Below are 16,177 nucleotides of genomic sequence, written 5' to 3' on the forward strand. Positions count from 1 at the left end.
GCGGTATCAATCAGAAGGCTAATCGGCCAGGACTGAGAGGCGGTAGGTATGGACGGTCCCCTGTCCATCGACGGCCCTCCCCGACGCGCATCGGCAACAGACCACGACGCGACCAGTCTCGCCGAGGAGGTGGGGTAAGCGTGGCGACCATCGAGACTACCGGACTGACGAAGTCCTTCGGTGACGTCCACGCGGTCGAGGACCTCGACCTCACCGTCGAGGAGGGAGAGATCTTCGGCTTCCTCGGCCCGAACGGGGCCGGGAAGTCGACCACGATCAACCTCCTGCTGGACTTCATCCGCCCGACCAGCGGGAACATAGAAGTGTTAGGCATCGACGCCCAGGAACGGCCCGCGGCGGTGCGCCGCCGCGTCGGCGTCCTCCCGGAGGGATTCGGGTTCGACGACCCCCTGCTCGGTCGGGAGTACCTCGAATGGGCCATCGAGACGAAGGAAGCCGACGACGACCCCGACGAACTGATCGATCTGGTCGGGCTCACGGGCGACGCCGACCGGCTCGCCGCCGACTACTCGACGGGGATGCAACAGCGCCTGGCCTTCGCGATGGCGCTGGCCGGCGACCCGGACCTGCTCATCCTGGACGAGCCCTCGACGGGACTGGACCCCAACGGCATCCAGAACATGCGCGAGATCGTCCGCGAGCAGGCCGAGCGGGGAACGACCGTCTTCTTTTCCAGCCACCACCTGGCGGAGGTCGAGGCGGTCTGTGACCGCGTCGGCGTGATGAACGAGGGCGAACTCGTCGCGGTCGACACCATCGAGGGCCTCCGGGAGAGCGCCGGCGGGCCCGCGACCATCCAACTGGAGTGTGCGACGCCGCCGACCGAGCTGGGAGTCGCCGACCTGGACGTGGTCACCGACGTCGCGGTCGACGAGCGGACGCTGTCGGTCACCTGTACCGGTGCGAGCGCGAAGGTCGACGTGGTCACGCACGTCGCCGAGCGGGCCGAGATCGTCGACATCCTCTCGGAGTCGGTGTCGTTGGAGGCGCTGTTCAACGACCTGACCGACGGCGGGCGCGACGGCGACGACGCCGATTCCGAGCAAGCGGCGACGGAGGTGGCACAGTGAGCGTCCGCACCGTCGCCAAACAGGACTTCCTGAGCGCGCGCCGGTCGCGCGCGCTCTGGTTCGCGACGACGCTGTTCGCGCTACTGGCGGTGCTGATCGCGTACGGCTCCCAGGGGTATCGGCTCTCTGCCACCGAGCAGGTCCAGAACACGTTCCGATCGTTCGGGATGGTCCTGGCGGTGCTGTTGCCCATCGTGGCGCTGGTCGCCAGCTACATGTCCATCGCCGGCGAGCGCGAGAGCGGCGGTATCAAGTTCCTGCTGAGTTTCCCGAACACGCGACGGGACGTGTTCCTCGGGAAGCTGGCCAGTCGCCTCGCCGTCGTCGCGGCCGGCCTGACCTTCATCTTCCTGGCGGCGACGGCCGTCGCGGTCGCCAGACACGGCGCGTTCCCGGTCGGCGTCGTCCTCGGAACCTACCTCGTGTCGCTGCTGTACGGGTCGGTGTTCGTCGCCGTCGCGGTGGCGCTGTCCTCGGCGGTCGGGGCCCGGAGTCGAGCCATCGGCGCGGCCGTCGGATCCTACTTCGTCCTGATCGTGCTGTATCTGGTGCCGACCATCCGGATCACCGCGCTCGTCCAGTGGGTCCACGACACGATGCTGGGGATGGAGCCGAACCCGCACCTCTACGACGCCGTCACCTACACCAGCCCGTACATCGCCTTCCGGAAGGCCCTGAACCTGGTCCTCCCGACGGAGATGCAACAGGAGGTGTTCAGAGGGAGCCTCGAGGCGGGCGGGGAGTTACCCGTCTACCTCACCGACGAGTTCTCTCTCGTCGTCTTCGCCGTCTGGCTGACGGTCCCGCTCGTCGTCGGCTACGTGCGATTCGAGGGGAGTGATCTGGAATGATTCGAGACCTCCCGCTCGCCCGCGTCCTCGTCGCGCTCGGTATCGTCATGCTCGTCGTGCCCGCACTGGTCCCGGTCCAGCCCATCCTGTTCCACGAGACAAGAGCGGGGACGACGGCGAACGGCACGCAACTCGAAGCGAACGGCGTCGACGTTATCGCCTACGAGAACCTCTCGGAGCGCGGCCAGGAGCTGTACGTCGCGGCCCTCCGGAACGGCGGCAGCTACACCGTCCCGAAGGGATCAGGTGCGTCGGACTTCGAGTACGCGAGCGCGGCGGATGAGGCGGAGGACGCCAGAGCCCAGCGGTTGGCCGGGACCGTCGCCATCGAGCGCCCGCCGGACGCCGACTTACCGCCTGCCGACGAACCCGTCGGCGCGGCCGAGCGCGAGCAGCGACGCCAGCAGGAGCGACAGCGCACGACCAACGAGAGCGCGTCGGGCAACGAGACCAGTTCGAAGGCGAACCAGTCGACGCCCTCCATCGAGGAGCGCCGACAGCAGATCGCCCGGTACGACCTGATGAGCACGCGAACGGACTCGCCGCCGCTGACGGCCGGGCAGAACCTCGTTCGGCTTCTCGCCTCGGTCGTCGGCGTGGTCGCCATCGGCGTCGGCGGCTACCTCTCCTCGCGACCCTGACCCCCGGACGACGCAGTCGGTAGGCTTTCGGGAACGGCCCTCTGGGGTTCTGGTATGAGCGACGAGGACATCAGCATCGACGAGAAGCGCGTCTACGCCGCGAAATCGGACGCGACGGAGCTGTACGTCGCCACCGGCCTCGGTCTGGCCGTCGTCTCGGTCTCGGCCGACATCGTCGGCGAGTTCTCGCTGGTCCACCGGTGTACGGCGACCGACGTGGCCACCGACGCCGATCGGCTGGCCGTCGCGACCGACGAGGACGTACTCGTCGCGGACAGGACCGACCAAGAGTTCCGGGAGACCGGCTTCGGCCCCGCGAGCGCCGTGGCACTGGCCGACGGGGACCTGCTGGCGGGCGATACCGATGGTCGAGTCGCCCGCTACGACGGGAGCGAGTGGACGACGCTCGGGACCGGCGGGTCGGTGCGAGCCATCGACGGCGACCTCGTCGCAACCGCAGAGGGGATCGCTCGAATCGGTGACGAGGGGCTCGATCACGTGGGGTTGGACGACGTGCGCGACGTGGCCGCGGCGGGCACGCCCCTGGCGGCGACTGGCGACGGGCTGTACTACCTCGGTCCCGGCTGGGCGCGGGCGCTCGACGGGGCCTTCACGGCCGTCGCACGCGACGGCGAGCGCGCCCACGCCGCGTCGGGGGAGACGCTCTACGAACACGTCGACGGCGAGTGGCGCGACCGCGAGTTCCCGGCGGACGAAACAGTCGTGGCGCTGGCCCACGGGCCGGGGACCTACGCGGTGACCGAGACCGGGCGGGTGCTGGTCGACGCGGGCGACGGCTGGCGCGACCGGGCGCTGGGGCTGCGCGACGTGAGTGGACTGGCCGTCGCCCCCTGACGGTCAGCGGTGGCGGGACAGGACACTGCACGGAGCGAAGAAAAAGTGGTTTTACTACGGGTGGTGACGGCTGGGATATGATTGTTAGTGGGTCCACGTCGCAGTCACTCGCGGCCGCACTCGCCGAGGCGACCGGCGAGGCGCTCGCAGGGGTCGAGTTCGAGCGGTTCCCCGACGGGGAACTGATGGGGAAAGTCGGGGAGTTCGAGGCCGATCGGGCCGTCGTCGTCGCCTCGACCGTCTCCAGCGACGCCCATATCGAACTGCTCCAGCTGCAGGACGCCGTCCGCGAGGCCGGCGCAGAAGAGGTCGTCACCGTCCTGCCGTACATGGGCTACGCACGCCAGGACGCGGCCTTCGAGCCGGGCCAGCCGGTGTCGGTCCGCGCGATGGCGCGCGCCATCAGCACCGGCACCGACCGCGTCCTCACGGTGAACCCGCACGAACCGGACGTGACCGATCACTTCTCGGTCCCGGCTGAAACCGTCGACGCGGCCGGGCTGCTGGCCGACCCGCTGCCCGAGGACCTGGTCGAACCGGTCTTCTGTTCGCCCGACGAGGGGGCGATCGGCATCGCCGAGACGGTCCGAGAGACCTACGGCGGCGGCGAGACGGACTTCTTCGAGAAGACGCGCCTGTCGGGCAGCGAGGTCGAAATCGAACCCAGCGACACCGACGTCGAGGGCCGGGACGTGGTCCTGACCGACGACATCATCGCCACGGGATCGACGATGTCAGAGTCCGTCGCCGTCCTCGAAGAGCGCGGCGCGGCCCGCGTGTTCGTCACCTGCGTCCACCCGATGCTCGCGGCGAACGCCCACACGAAACTCGCCAGGGCCGGCGTCGAGACCGTCTTCGGCACCGACACCATCGAACGACCCGTCAGCGCCGTCAGCGTCGCTCCCGTCGTCGCCGACTCGCTCTGAGGCGGCGGACTGCCCCAGCAGAGGGATGAAGAGGGCGAGCGTGGTAGTTAGTGCCACGATGGGCGACCCCACGGAGATGCCGGACCGGGCCGCCCCCGAGTCGGCCCGTCGGCGGTTGCTGCTTTCGTTCGTCGCCTTCCTGTTCCTGTTCGGGCAGCCAGTGGTCGTGTTCGCGCTGACGGTGCTGTCGGCGCCGCTGCCGTCGCTGGCCGTCGTCGTCGCCGGAACGGGACTGCTGGCCGCACCGACGGCCAGTGCGTTCGTCCGGGCCGATAGATCGGTGGGTCGTCTGGCGGATTTCGTCCTCGCCGTCGCTGGCGTCCAGATCGTGCTGATACTGCTCGCGCACGTCGCGCTGTCGGACGCCGGCTCGATGGCGACCGTCGCCCGGCCGGCCATCGTGTTCGTCTCCTATCCGGTCGCCTACTATCTGGTGTATCACAGCGGGGCAGCGAAAGCCCTGAACGACAGGTCGCGCGGGTAGCCGTCGCCGGCCACTCGCAGTGGGACCGTCAGAACTGGCCGACGATCTGCGGGACACACCCCACGTCCCGCTTGTAGTAGTCGCCGTGGGCGTCGATGCCGGCGGTCACGTCGACGTCGGTGTAGTTGTCGGGGGCCGGGCCGTCGATGCCCTTCTCGCCGACGGCGTCCTCGAACTCGCGGGTCTCGAAGACGTACTCCAGGACCTCGTCGTCGTCGGCGTAGAAGTTGTCGAACTGCCGGGTGGCGTACTCGATGTGGTCGCCGTACTCGCTGTCGAACCAGCCGGCGTCCAGCGAGGGGGCGTCCCGTGCGATGGCCCCACCGACCAGCGTCACCGATTCGACGGCGTCGGCCGCGCCGAAGTCGTCTTCGAGCGACTGGAGCGCGAAGATCGCGACGCGCGCGCCCAGCGAGTGCCCGACGAGTCGGACCGGACCGGACCGGTCGGTGACGAAGTTCGCCAGTTTCGGCCCGTTTTTCTCCGCGATGTCCTTGGCCGTCGACCAGCCCAGATCCCAGCTGTCGCCCTTGTCCGAGTCCCAGCTGTAGGCGGCGACGTTGCCCCCGTAGCCGTTCTGCTCTAACGCCAGCTGGCACTCGTAGGCCGAGTTCACGTCGTCGTCGTTGGCGTCGTCGTTGTTCCAGCCGTGGACGAACAGGAGGAGTTCGCCGCTCCCGAGGTCGCCCTCGACGTCGTAGTTCTGATCGGTGTTCCCACCGACGAGCGACCCGTTGTCGTCGAAGTGGTCGCGAGTGCTCACCCGCGGGTAGCCGTCCGGTGCCTCGGCGTTCTCCGAGTCCGACTTCGCTGCGGCCGGTCCGGAAAGCGCCGTCACACCGCCCGCACCGACGACCGCCGTCGCCGCTCCCCGGAGGAACGTCCGCCTGCTCACCGCTGTCCGCGTTTCTTCCGCGTCGATGCTCCCAATCAGTGATTCGTGTGAACGAGTCACAGATTGGCATTCACCGCGATACTAATTGTAAATTTTCGCTAGTTTTATATTATTATTTTTTATGCTATGGTGTGAAACGAAATTGTCGTTTATAACTAGCCGTATATGTACGGCAATATATACAGATAGTTGCGATGCTGCTGATGGTTCACCCATCGTGAATGCAGGTTTCCGTCGCTATCGGGGCGCGGTGGATCGTGAATTGGGGAAAAAGTACCGGCTGTTCAGTCAGACGCTTCAGCCGCCGCCAGCGGCTCGACCGCGATCGTCATCGTCACGCCTTCGACTTCCCAGTCCTTCCGGTGGCCGTCCTCGACCGCGCCGAACTCGTCGGCGCGGACCTCCTCGGCGATGAGGCCCTCGTGTTCCCGCACGAGGTCGGCGATCCGGTCGTCGTCGATGTCCAGATCGACAGCGATGCGCTCCTCGATGTCCAGGTCGAGGTCCTTGCGCATCTCCTGGACGCGGCGGATGACCTCGCGGGCGTACCCCTCGCTCTCGATGTCCTCGGTGAGTTCGGTGTCGACGTACACCGACCCGCTCCCGTCGAGAGCCTCGAAGCCGGTGCCGCTGATGTCCTCGGGGGTGTGGCGGACGAACTCGACCATCTCCTCGGTCAGGTCGACCTCGCGACCGAGTTCGTCTTCGACCGCGGCTTCCAGCGCGTCGAGGGACTGCTCGGTGACCCGGGCGTCGTTCAGTGCGTTCATGACGCGGCCGGCCTCGTCGCCGAACTCGGGACCGAGCAGACTCATGTCGGCCTCCGCCGAGAAGGTGATCTCGCCCCAGTCCTCCTCGGGATCGACGACCGTGACCGTGCGGGCGTTGAGCCGCTCGGCCAGAATGTCGGTCCGGTTCGCCAGCGACGCCGTCAGGTCCTCACCGGTCGTGACGTCGACGATGACCTCGGTGACCGGCCAGCGGAGGCTCCGTTCGGCCTGCTGGCGGGCGTTCGAGCCGGCTTCCTCCGCGGCACGGACGGCCGCGACGTCGGCCTCCAGGGCCTCGTCGTGCCAGAACTCTGATCGGTCGGGCCAGTCTTTCATGTGGACCGTATCGAACCCGGCGTCACCCGTGAGGTTTTGATAGATCTCCTCGGCGATAAAGGGCGAGAACGGCGCGAACAGCGCGACCGTCTCTTCGAGGACGTGATACAGCGTGGCGTACGCGGCCTCCTTCGAGGAACTGTCGTCCTCCTCCCAGAGCCGGTCGCGGACGGTCTGGACGTAGAACCGCGAGACGTCCTCGACGACGAACGAAAGCAAGGCGTCGAGCGCCTTGTGCTGCTCGAAGTCCTCCATGTACTCGGTCATCTCGGCGGTGACGCTCTGGAGCCGGGAGAGCACCCACTCGTCGACGAGTTCCGTCTCGGCGTCCCGGACGTCCACGCTCTCGGGGTCGAACTCGTCCATCCGCATATAGGGGAGCGGGAACCGGAACACGTTCCAGAGGATGTTGAGTCGGCGTTTCATCTCGGCCATCTCGTCCCAGGAGAACTTCATGTCGTCGCCCTGCGGGTTGACCGACAGCAGGAAGAGGCGCATGGGGTCCCTGCCGTGGCGGTCGATGGCCTCGCCGGGTTCGACGATGTTGCCAAGCGACTTGGACATCTTCCGACCGTCCTCGTCCAGCGCCCACCCGTGCATCAGGACCTGCTCGTAGGGTACCTCGCCCATCGCGGCCGAGCCCATACCCAGTTGCGACCAGAACCACCCGCGGGTCTGGTCGTGGGCCTCCATGATGAGGTCGGCGGGCCACAGTTCCTCGAAGGTCTCCTCGTCGCTCGGGAAGCCGATGGTTCCCCAGGTCGCCACCGAGGAGTCGAGCCACACGTCGAAGACGTCGCCGACGCGCGTGTACGTGGTGCCGTCCTCGGTGATGGTCAGGTCGTCGACGGTCCCCTTGTGGATGTCCACCGTGTCGGGGTCGATGTCCTGGTCGACCCGTTCTGCGAGTTCCTCGCGGGTGCCGACGACGATGGCCTCGTCCATCTCTCCGCTCCAGTCTTCGGGAGTCCAGATAGGAATCGGGATCCCCCAGTAGCGCTGCCGGGAGACGTTCCAGTCCGGCGAGTCCTCGACGAAGTCCCGGAAGCGCACGTCCCGGGCTTCCTGTGGGTACCACTCCGACTCCTCGATGTTGTCGAGCAACTCGTCTTTGATGTCGGTGACCGTGATGAACCACTGGTCGGTGACGATCTGGATGATGCCCGTGTCACACCGCCAGCAGTGACCGTAGTCGTGGTGGACGGTGTCGCGGGCGAGCAGGTTGCCGTTCGCCTCCAGATCGCCCATGATCGCCTCGTCGGCGTCCTTGACGAACTCGCCGGCGTACTTGCCGGCAGCGTCCTCGTAGACGCCGTCGGGGCCGACGGGACAGAAGATGTCGAGACCGAGTTCCTGCCCGCGCTCGAAGTCCACCTCACCGTGGCCGGGCGCGCTGTGGACCAGGCCTGTTCGATCTGCCTCGACGTAGTCGGCGGTGTAGACCTGGAGCGTCCCCTCGCCGCTCGGGGCGTCGGGCACTTCCTCGCGCAGCGGGTGGTCGTACTCCCAGCCGACCATCTCCTCGCCGGCGACTTCCTCAATTACCTCGTAATCGCCGTAGCCGCCCTGTTCGAGGGCGTCTTCGACACAGTCCTCGTGGAGGTACAGCGTCTCCGTCTGGCCGCCCCGCTGGGCCTCGACGGCCTGATAGGTCGCGTCGCCGTCGACGGCGACGAAGGTGTTGGCTGGAATCGTCCATGGCGTGGTGGTCCAGATAACCAGGGAACCCTCCTTCTCGCGCAGCGAGAACTTCACGTAGATCGACGGGTCCTGCACGTGGTCGTACTCGACCTCGTTGTTGGCGATGGCGGTCTCACACCGGGGACACTGGGAGATAGAGCGCTGTCCCTGCTCGACGAGCCCGCGGTCGTCGGCCTGCTGGAACCCCCACCAGGCCGCTTCCATGTACTCGGGGTCGACCGTCTTGTAGGGGTCGTCCCAGTCCATCCAGACGCCGAAGGACTTGAAGTCGTCCTGGAGCCCCTGGAGTTGCTCGTCGGCGAACTCCTTGCACTCCTCGATGAAGGCCTCCTCGCCGTACTCCTCGATGTCCTTCTTGTTCTCGAAGCCCAGTCGCTCCTCGACTTTCGTCTCGATGGGGAGCCCGTGCATGTCGTAGCCAGGGCGGTCGGTCACGTCGTAGCCCTGCATGCGGAGATAGCGGATGTAGAGGTCTTTGAGCGTCTTGTTCCAGGTCGTCCCCATGTGGGCCGACCCAGAGGTGTACGGCGGGCCGTCGACGAAGAAGTACGGCTCGCCGTCGGCCCTGTGGTCTTTGGTCTGCTCGTAGGCGTCGACCGCGTCCCAGTAATCGAAAACCCCCTCCTCGACCGTCTGCGGGTCGTACTGGTCGTCGACCGGATCGAACCTGCTCATGTGTGCCCCATTCGCGGCCGGGACTAAAGGGGAATCGGTCCGACAGCGGCCCAGGGTCCCATCGGCGTGAAAAAACCGAACGCGGGCGGCTACACCGGGAGGTCCAGGGAATCGGTCTCCAGTTCCGAGAGGACCGTGAGCAAGGAGAACAGGAACAAAAGCAGACACGTGAACCCGAACTCCGTCTCGACGAGCGCCAGCACGCCACGCTCGTCGATCTCCGCGATACACTGCTCGGACAGTTCCTCGACGCCGCCCGCCTCGTCGAGTTCCGCTTCGAGTTCGTCGAGGATGTCGTCGAATGCACTCTCGAACTGGTCGCCGAGAGAGGGAGCGAGGTCCAGCAGCGCGGCCTGGCCGTCTTCGAGTGCGGGTTCGACCGCGTCGTGAATCTCGTCCTCGTTCGAGTTCAGGATGGACACCATCAGGTCGCGAACGTCATCGACTCGCTCGTCGTCACCCCGTATCATCGATTCGACGTCGGATTCGACCGTCCCGTGGAATTCGAGCGAGCCGTGGTTGAGTTCCGTGAGGTGGTCGTCCTCGACGACTGCTTCGAGGTCAGTCACGCACAGCAACTCGGCGTCGGTGTCGTTCCCGACGGGCCCTTCGAGTTTGAGTTCCTCGAGGGTAATCGCGTCGTCGTGAGTCGACAAACCGTGCAGTTCGAGCAGGTCGAAAATCCAGAACGAAAGTCGCTCGTGCGCGACTGGTTGGCCGTCGTCGTGGTCGTCATCGTCGCCACCGGCGGCGATCCCCGACATCGCGCCGACGACGGCCGTCCCGCCGAGGGCACGGAGCAGGGTTCGTCGCGTGTTTTCCAGAGGCAGGTCGTCGAGCGGTACGCCGTCGGTCGAGTTCGTGGAGTCGTCAGTCATGGGTGGAGGGCAGTGTTGCCGACCGGTCTCGGTCGCTGTCGACCGCGTCGACGCTAGCACGCATTCGAACGAATTCGGTCTACCCGTTTGGTTATCTGGCCCCGGAATCGGCCCACCGGGACAACTTACTCGGGTAATGGCTGGATGAGTGGGCGAGCGAACAGATACGAACGGGCAACCGCGACGCAAATGAACGGAGCTGGGAGAGAGTCCGCTTCGGGAGACTCCCAGTCACAGTACGAGCAGAACCGCCGTATAATAGCCCGCACCGACGGCAAACGCCCAGAACCGACTCTCCCGTCGCGCCGGCATTCCTCCTTGCTGGCGTTGAGGACGAGCGGCCCGGAACGAACCGCTCAACTGGATCGCACGGAAACTGGCCGACGATGCCCGAGTTCCCCGACCCCGGGTCCAGGAACCCGCTCGCGACCGACTGCCGGCGCTGTCCCGCGCTGGTCGAGTCCCGGGAGTGTATCTCGTGGGGGAACGGTCCGCTGGACGCCGATCTGGTCGTCGTCGGCGAGGCACCCGGTGCGGGCGACCCCGAGGCCGACCGGTGGCAGGGCGGCAACTGGACTGGGATGGCCTACACTTCCCGCCACTCCGGCCGGCGCATCCGCGAGTTGCTCGCGGACGCGGGCTACGGTCCCGAACGCTGTTATTTCACGAACGCCGTGAAGTGTTTCCCCGCCGACCCCGACGCCGAGTCGCCGACCAACCGGGAGCCGACGGCGGCCGAGCGGGACACCTGCCGGCCGTACCTCCGCGAGGAGATCGAGACCGTCGCCCCCCGGGCCGTCGTCCCCACGGGCAAACACGCCACGAAGTCCGTCCTCGCCATGGACGACCGCGAGGTGAACGGCTTTCTCGACGCCGTGCTGGAGCCGGTCGAGTCCCCCGCGCTCGGAACGACCGTGGTTCCGCTCTTGCACCCGAGCTATCAGGACGTGTGGCTCGGCCGCCTGGGGGACACCCGCGACGAATACATCGAGAAGTTTTCATCAATTCTCGAATACTGCTGAATTATGCTGTTTTACATGCATTAAGACCATCCTAAAGAAGTTCGCGTACTGATATTCGGCGGGCGGCTTATCCGTATCGGTGGGTTACGGGGAGCAAGATGTCCAGAGAGTCAGGGGATTCGAAGAGCGGCCGGTCCACCGATCGCGGTCGGGGGGACGGGCACACCGGCGAACAGTGGTGTAGCGGGCTCGCGGCGGCGGTTCCGGAGAGCGTCTACCGACTCGACGGTGATCGGCACCTGACGGCGGTCGACGACGCGCTCGTCGAACTGACCGGCTACGCGCGCGATGAACTGGTCGGTGAGCACGTCTCGGTGCTGTTCGACGGGGAGGCGTTCGCCCGGAGCGAACTGGCGATCCAGCGGTTGTCGGGTGACAGCGACGGCGACGTCGAACCCGTCGCCGTCACCGTCGCGACCGCGGACGGCGACGCGGTCCCCTGCACACTCCGGGTCGGGGAAGGCGACGGCGGCCGGGGGACCACGGTCGGCGTTCTCACGCCAGCCGACGACCACGACGGGGCCGTTCCGACCGAGCCAGCACCGGCAGTCGACACGGCGGGCAACGAGGGCCGGCAGTGGAAACACAGCCGACAGTTCGAGGGGATGATCGACGCCGTCGAGGACTACGCCATCTTCATGCTGGACCCGGACGGGCGAATCGTCACCTGGAACGAGGGGGCCAGACGCCTCAAGGGCTACGAGGAAGCCGAGATCGTCGGTGACCACGTCTCGACGTTCTACACCGAGGGAGACCGCGAGCGCGGGGTACCCGACCGGAACCTCTCGGACGCGGCCGCCGAGGGACGCGTCGAGGACGAGGGGTGGCGCGTCCGGAAGGACGGCTCGCGGTTCTGGGCCAACGTCGTCATCACGGCCGTCCGCGACGACGACGGCCGGCTCCAGGGATTCACCAAGGTAACCCGTGACATGACCGAGCGCCGGGAGTACGAGCAGCGACTGGCGACCGAGCGGGACGCCCTGGAGTCGGAACTGACCGAGGTGTTCGAGCGGATCACGGACGCGTTCTTCGCGCTCGACGACGAGTGGCGGTTCACCTACGTCAACGAGCTGGCAGCACAGTTCCTCGACACGGAACGGTCGGCGTTGATCGGTGCGGATATCTGGGCCGCGTTCCCGTCGGCCGTCGACACGACGTTCCAGGCGGAGTACGAGCGGGCGATGGCCCACCAGGAGCCGGTCAGTTTCGAGGAATATCTCCCGACGGTGGAGGCCTGGTTCGCGGTCGAGGCCCATCCCTCCGAGAGCGGCCTGTCCGTCTACTTCCGGGACGTGACGGCGCGCAAGCAACGCGAACAGGAACTCGAACGGTACAGACAGTACACCGACGACATCCTCGGTGCCGTCGACGACGTGTTCTACGTCCTCGATGCGGACGGAACCCTCCAGCGCTGGAACGAGCAGTTGTCGGCGGTGACCGGTCGTCCGGACGCCGAGATCGACGGGATGCACGTGCTGGATTTCTTCACCGAGTCGGACCGCAGTGCGATCGCCGAGGCCATCGAGGAGGCGTTCGAGACGGGATATGTCCGGGTCGAAGCGCCGTTCCTGACGAAAGACGGCGAGCGGGTCCCCCACGAGTTCGTCGCGTCCAGGCTCGAAGACCCCGACGGGAACCCGGTGCTGGCCGGCGTCGGCCGGGACATCAGCGAGCGCAGGGCTCGCGAGCGGGAACTCGAACGCTACGAAACCATCGTCGAGACCGTCTCGGACGGGATCTACGTGATCGACAACGACGGGCGACTGACGCTCGTCAACGACGCCTACACCGAACTGGTCGGCCTCCCGGCGGACGAACTGGTCGGCAGTCACGTCTCCAGGCTCGTCGAACGGGGGACAGTCGACGGCGATGTCATCGCCCGAGCACAGGAGGTAGAGGCCGAGATGCGAGCGGGCGGTCGGGACGCCGCCAGCCTCGACGCGACCCTCCACCGGCCGGACGGGACCGCGATCGAGACGGAGGCCACGTTCAGTCTGGTCGAAACCGACGACGGGACCGATCGAGTCGGCGTCGTCCGGGACATCAGCGAGCGCAAAGAGCGCGAGCAGGAACTCCAGACGCGGGTCCGCCAGCAGCGGGTCGTCACGCGACTCGGCCAGCAGGCGCTCGCCGAGGACGACCTGGATGCCCTGTTCGAGGAGGCCGCCGACCTGGTTAGCGGGATCTTAGGCAACGACTACTGCAAGGTACTGGAGCTGCTCCCGGACGGCGAGGAGATGGCCCTCCGATCGGGCGTAGGCTGGCGCGACGGACTGGTCGGGAGCGCACACGTCCCGACCGACCGCCATTCACAGGCCGGCCACACGCTCGTCTCGGAGGAACCCGTCGTCGTGCCCGACATGGACGCCGAAACGCGGTTTACCGGCCCGGAACTGCTCACGTCCCACGACGTGCAAAGCGGCGTCAGCGTCGTCATCGGGGCGCCCGAGGACCCGTGGGGGGTTCTGAGCACGCACGACACGGAGACACGGGAGTACACCCGACAGGACGTGGACTTCGTCCAGTCGGTGGCGAACATCCTCGCGACGGCCATCGACCGCACCGAGCACGAACACCAGATCGAGCGCCAACGCGAGCGGCTGGCCGCCCTGAACAACTTGAACGGCGTCATCAGGGACATCGTCAGCGTCCTCATCGACCAGTCGACCCGCGAGGACGTCGAGCAACTGGTCTGTGAGCGGTTGGCCGACGCGGACTCCTACGAGTTCGCGTGGATCGGCGCGGTCGAGGGCGACACCGACGAGGTCGCACTCCGAACGGAGGCCGGCGTCGAGGGCTACCTCGACGACGTGACGATCACCGTCGACGACAGCGAACACAGCCAGGGACCGACCGGGCGGGCGCTCAGGACCGGCGAGGTACAGATCTGTCAGGACGTGTTAACGGATCCGGCCTACGAGCAGTGGCAGGACAGAGCGAGGGAGTACGGCTACCGGTCCTCGGCCGCCATCCCCATCACCTACGAGAACACCACGTACGGGGTGTTGAACGTCTACGCCGACCGACCGGCCGCGTTCGGCGGCGAGGAGCGGGCCGTCGTCGAACAGCTCGGCAGAGTCGTCGGCCACGTCATCAACGCCATCGAGCGAAAGCGGTTGCTGATGAGCGACGAGGTCGTCGAGGTGGAGTTCCGCATCCGCGACGTGTTCGAGAAACTCGACATCGAGGAGGCCGGTGCGGGCGAAATCGAAATCGAGCAGACCATCCCGATCAGCGAGGGATATCTCGCGTACGGAACGGTCACGGACGACGGCGTCGAGACGCTGGAACGACTGGTCGAGCAGTTACCGGACTGGGAAGACGTGTCGTTCATCGGCGACGGGTTCGAACGGCAACGGTACGAACTGCATCTCTCGGAGCCGCCGGCACTGCACATCGTGACGGCCCACGGCGGCCACATCCCGTCGGCGACGTTCGCGGACGGCGACTACCGGATGACGGCCGAACTCCCGCCGGACGCACCGGTTCGAGCGGTCGTCGACGAGGTCCGCGAGGCCTACCCGGGCGCAGTTGTTCTCGCCCAGCGCCGAACGACCGCCGGCAGGGACGGTGACGCCGACAGTCGAGACCACGTCGACCTCGGCGAGTTGCTGACCGAACGCCAGTTCGCCGCCCTGCAGGCCGCGTACTTCGCGGGCTTCTTCGAGTGGCCCCGCGAGAGCACCGGCGAGGACGTCGCCGACGCGCTCGGCATCAGCCCGCCGACGTTCCACCAGCACCTCCGGGGTGCCGAACAGCGCATCCTCGCCGCCATCGTCGAGGGCGAGTCGACCACATAACGCCGCCCGGCAGTTCGCTGGATCGGTCCTACCCTGCCGGGAGATCGCTTTTGCCAATATCGGAAGTCCATCGGGGTAGACGACCGCACACGCGAACCGACCGGCTCCGACGGCCACCGAAGCGTACGAGGTGCTCGCGTCAGCCGGTACTCACACCCTGATCGTCGCCGACCGACGGGCGGCCATGCTGGCGACGCTCGACGACGGGTCCGATCGGGCCGACACGGCCATCACCGGCGACGGCCGAACCAACGACCACCGCAGGGCCGTCCGGGACCTGCTCGGGACGCGGTTCGACGCCGTCGACGGTCACGAACCCGACGCCCGGTCGCCGGCCTCACCGTCGTCCCGGCGGGACTGTTATGACACTGCCCCCAGAACCGGCAGGCACATGGTGTCGATCGTCGACCTGTTCCAGCAGGTCGCCGGAACTGATCCGGTCATCCAGGGCCTCGTCGGTGGCGTCGTCATCGCGTCGCTGAACCTGCTCGGCGCGTCGCTCGTCCTGGTCTGGCGCGACCCCTCCGAGCGGGCGCTGGACGGTGCCCTCGGCTTTGCGGCTGGGATCATGCTCGCGGCGGCGTTCACGAGCCTCATCATCCCCGGCATCGAGCAGTACTCGGGCGGCGACCCGCTGCCGGTACTGGCCGGCGTGGTGCTGGGCGTCCTCTTTCTCGACCGCGCCGACGTACTGGTCCCCCACGCACACTACCTGCTGACCGGCAGCCGGCGGACCGACGCCGCGAACCCGAGCGAGTCAGTCCCGCTGGACAGCGACCGGCTCGCACCGGTGGTCCTCTTCATCCTCGCCATCACGCTGCACAACATGCCCGAGGGGCTGGCGGTCGGGGTCGCCTTCGGCTCGGGCGACGTGGAGGCGGCCGTTCCGCTCATGCTGGCCATCGGCATCCAGAACATCCCCGAGGGACTGGCCGTGTCGGTCGCAGCCATCAACGCCGGCCTGGACCGGCGCTTCTACGCGACGTTCGCGGGCCTGCGCTCGGGTGTCGTCGAGATTCCCCTGGCGGTGTTCGGCGCGCTGGCAGTCCAGGTCGCCCGACCGCTGCTGCCCTACGCGATGGGCTTTGCCGCGGGCGCAATGTTGTTCGTCATCTCCGACGAGATCGTCCCCGAGACCCACACCCGGGGCAACGAGCGAATCGCGACGCTGGGGACGATGTTCGGCGTCGTCGTCATGCTGTACCTCGACGTGAGCCTGGGATAGCGACCGGGTCGCTCCGTTGCTCACGGG

The 16,177-nt window shown here is 67.1% G+C and carries 12 protein-coding genes; 9 read left to right on the plus strand and 3 right to left on the minus strand.

Features of this window, described 5'->3' with window-relative positions:
• The first annotated feature begins 140 nt into the window (after positions 1-140).
• The 6 genes from E2481_RS12120 (at position 141) to E2481_RS12145 (ending at position 4,848) form a co-directional block, all read left to right on the plus strand.
• Positions 141-1,091: an ABC transporter ATP-binding protein gene (locus E2481_RS12120; RefSeq protein ID WP_136717414.1), complete on the plus strand. Its 951-nt coding sequence runs from the start codon at positions 141-143 to the stop codon at positions 1,089-1,091.
• The gene (locus E2481_RS12125) at positions 1,088-1,942 is read left to right on the plus strand and encodes an ABC transporter permease (RefSeq protein WP_136717415.1); all 855 of its coding nucleotides are present in this window, start codon (positions 1,088-1,090) and stop codon (positions 1,940-1,942) included. The genes E2481_RS12120 and E2481_RS12125 overlap by 4 nt, the downstream gene beginning before the upstream one ends.
• The gene (locus E2481_RS12130; protein ID WP_136717416.1) at positions 1,939-2,583 is read left to right on the plus strand and encodes a hypothetical protein; all 645 of its coding nucleotides are present in this window, start codon (positions 1,939-1,941) and stop codon (positions 2,581-2,583) included. Before E2481_RS12125 ends, E2481_RS12130 begins: the two co-directional genes overlap by 4 nt.
• Before the next feature lie 54 nt (positions 2,584-2,637).
• Positions 2,638-3,438 carry an HVO_0234 family beta-propeller protein gene (locus E2481_RS12135; RefSeq protein ID WP_136717417.1) on the plus strand — a complete coding sequence of 267 codons (801 nt, stop codon included), beginning with the start codon at positions 2,638-2,640 and terminating at the stop codon, positions 3,436-3,438.
• A gap of 77 nt (positions 3,439-3,515) precedes the next feature.
• Complete coding sequence (locus E2481_RS12140) at positions 3,516-4,364, plus strand: ribose-phosphate diphosphokinase (RefSeq protein WP_136717418.1); 849 nt, start codon at positions 3,516-3,518, stop codon at positions 4,362-4,364.
• Between the two features lie 58 nt (positions 4,365-4,422).
• Positions 4,423-4,848: a hypothetical protein gene (locus E2481_RS12145; protein WP_136717419.1), complete on the plus strand. Its 426-nt coding sequence runs from the start codon at positions 4,423-4,425 to the stop codon at positions 4,846-4,848.
• 28 nt (positions 4,849-4,876) lie between these two features.
• On the opposite strand, the gene E2481_RS12150 is transcribed toward E2481_RS12145, so the two are convergent.
• From E2481_RS12150 to E2481_RS12160, 3 genes are all read right to left on the minus strand, one after another.
• The gene (locus tag E2481_RS12150) at positions 4,877-5,803 is read right to left on the minus strand and encodes an alpha/beta fold hydrolase (protein WP_136717420.1); all 927 of its coding nucleotides are present in this window, start codon (positions 5,801-5,803) and stop codon (positions 4,877-4,879) included.
• Positions 5,804-6,027: 224 nt separating this feature from the next.
• Positions 6,028-9,225 carry an isoleucine--tRNA ligase gene (gene ileS, locus E2481_RS12155; protein ID WP_136717421.1) on the minus strand — a complete coding sequence of 1,066 codons (3,198 nt, stop codon included), beginning with the start codon at positions 9,223-9,225 and terminating at the stop codon, positions 6,028-6,030.
• A gap of 89 nt (positions 9,226-9,314) precedes the next feature.
• Positions 9,315-10,103 carry a hypothetical protein gene (locus E2481_RS12160; protein ID WP_136717422.1) on the minus strand — a complete coding sequence of 263 codons (789 nt, stop codon included), beginning with the start codon at positions 10,101-10,103 and terminating at the stop codon, positions 9,315-9,317.
• Between the two features lie 386 nt (positions 10,104-10,489).
• On the opposite strand from E2481_RS12160, the gene E2481_RS12165 reads away from it, so the two are divergent.
• The 3 genes from E2481_RS12165 to E2481_RS12175 all read left to right on the plus strand — a co-directional run bounded on the left by E2481_RS12165 (position 10,490) and on the right by E2481_RS12175 (position 16,150).
• Entirely contained in the window at positions 10,490-11,125 is a 636-nt protein-coding gene (locus tag E2481_RS12165) for a uracil-DNA glycosylase (RefSeq protein WP_136717423.1), read from the plus strand.
• 98 nt (positions 11,126-11,223) lie between these two features.
• The gene (locus E2481_RS12170) at positions 11,224-14,925 is read left to right on the plus strand and encodes a PAS domain S-box protein (protein WP_136717424.1); all 3,702 of its coding nucleotides are present in this window, start codon (positions 11,224-11,226) and stop codon (positions 14,923-14,925) included.
• A 391-nt stretch (positions 14,926-15,316) separates the two neighbouring features.
• Positions 15,317-16,150 carry a ZIP family metal transporter gene (locus E2481_RS12175; RefSeq protein ID WP_136717556.1) on the plus strand — a complete coding sequence of 278 codons (834 nt, stop codon included), beginning with the start codon at positions 15,317-15,319 and terminating at the stop codon, positions 16,148-16,150.
• Positions 16,151-16,177: the final 27 nt, after the last annotated feature.

The sequence above is a fragment of the Halorientalis salina genome, assembly GCF_005049285.1.
Taxonomy (GTDB): domain Archaea; phylum Halobacteriota; class Halobacteria; order Halobacteriales; family Haloarculaceae; genus Halorientalis; species Halorientalis salina.

Bases quoted from the DNA above. Each gene is read 5' to 3' on its own strand.
- E2481_RS12130 (WP_136717416.1), top strand. From the start codon at position 1,939: ATGATTCGAGACCTCCCGCTCGCCCGCGTCCTCGTCGCGCTCGGTATC.
- E2481_RS12135 (WP_136717417.1), top strand. From the start codon at position 2,638: ATGAGCGACGAGGACATCAGCATCGACGAGAAGCGCGTCTACGCCGCG.
- E2481_RS12140 (WP_136717418.1), top strand. From the start codon at position 3,516: ATGATTGTTAGTGGGTCCACGTCGCAGTCACTCGCGGCCGCACTCGCC.
- E2481_RS12145 (WP_136717419.1), top strand. From the start codon at position 4,423: ATGGGCGACCCCACGGAGATGCCGGACCGGGCCGCCCCCGAGTCGGCC.
- ileS (WP_136717421.1), bottom strand. From the start codon at position 9,225: ATGAGCAGGTTCGATCCGGTCGACGACCAGTACGACCCGCAGACGGTC.
- E2481_RS12160 (WP_136717422.1), bottom strand. From the start codon at position 10,103: ATGACTGACGACTCCACGAACTCGACCGACGGCGTACCGCTCGACGAC.
- E2481_RS12165 (WP_136717423.1), top strand. From the start codon at position 10,490: ATGCCCGAGTTCCCCGACCCCGGGTCCAGGAACCCGCTCGCGACCGAC.
- E2481_RS12170 (WP_136717424.1), top strand. From the start codon at position 11,224: ATGTCCAGAGAGTCAGGGGATTCGAAGAGCGGCCGGTCCACCGATCGC.
- E2481_RS12175 (WP_136717556.1), top strand. From the start codon at position 15,317: ATGGTGTCGATCGTCGACCTGTTCCAGCAGGTCGCCGGAACTGATCCG.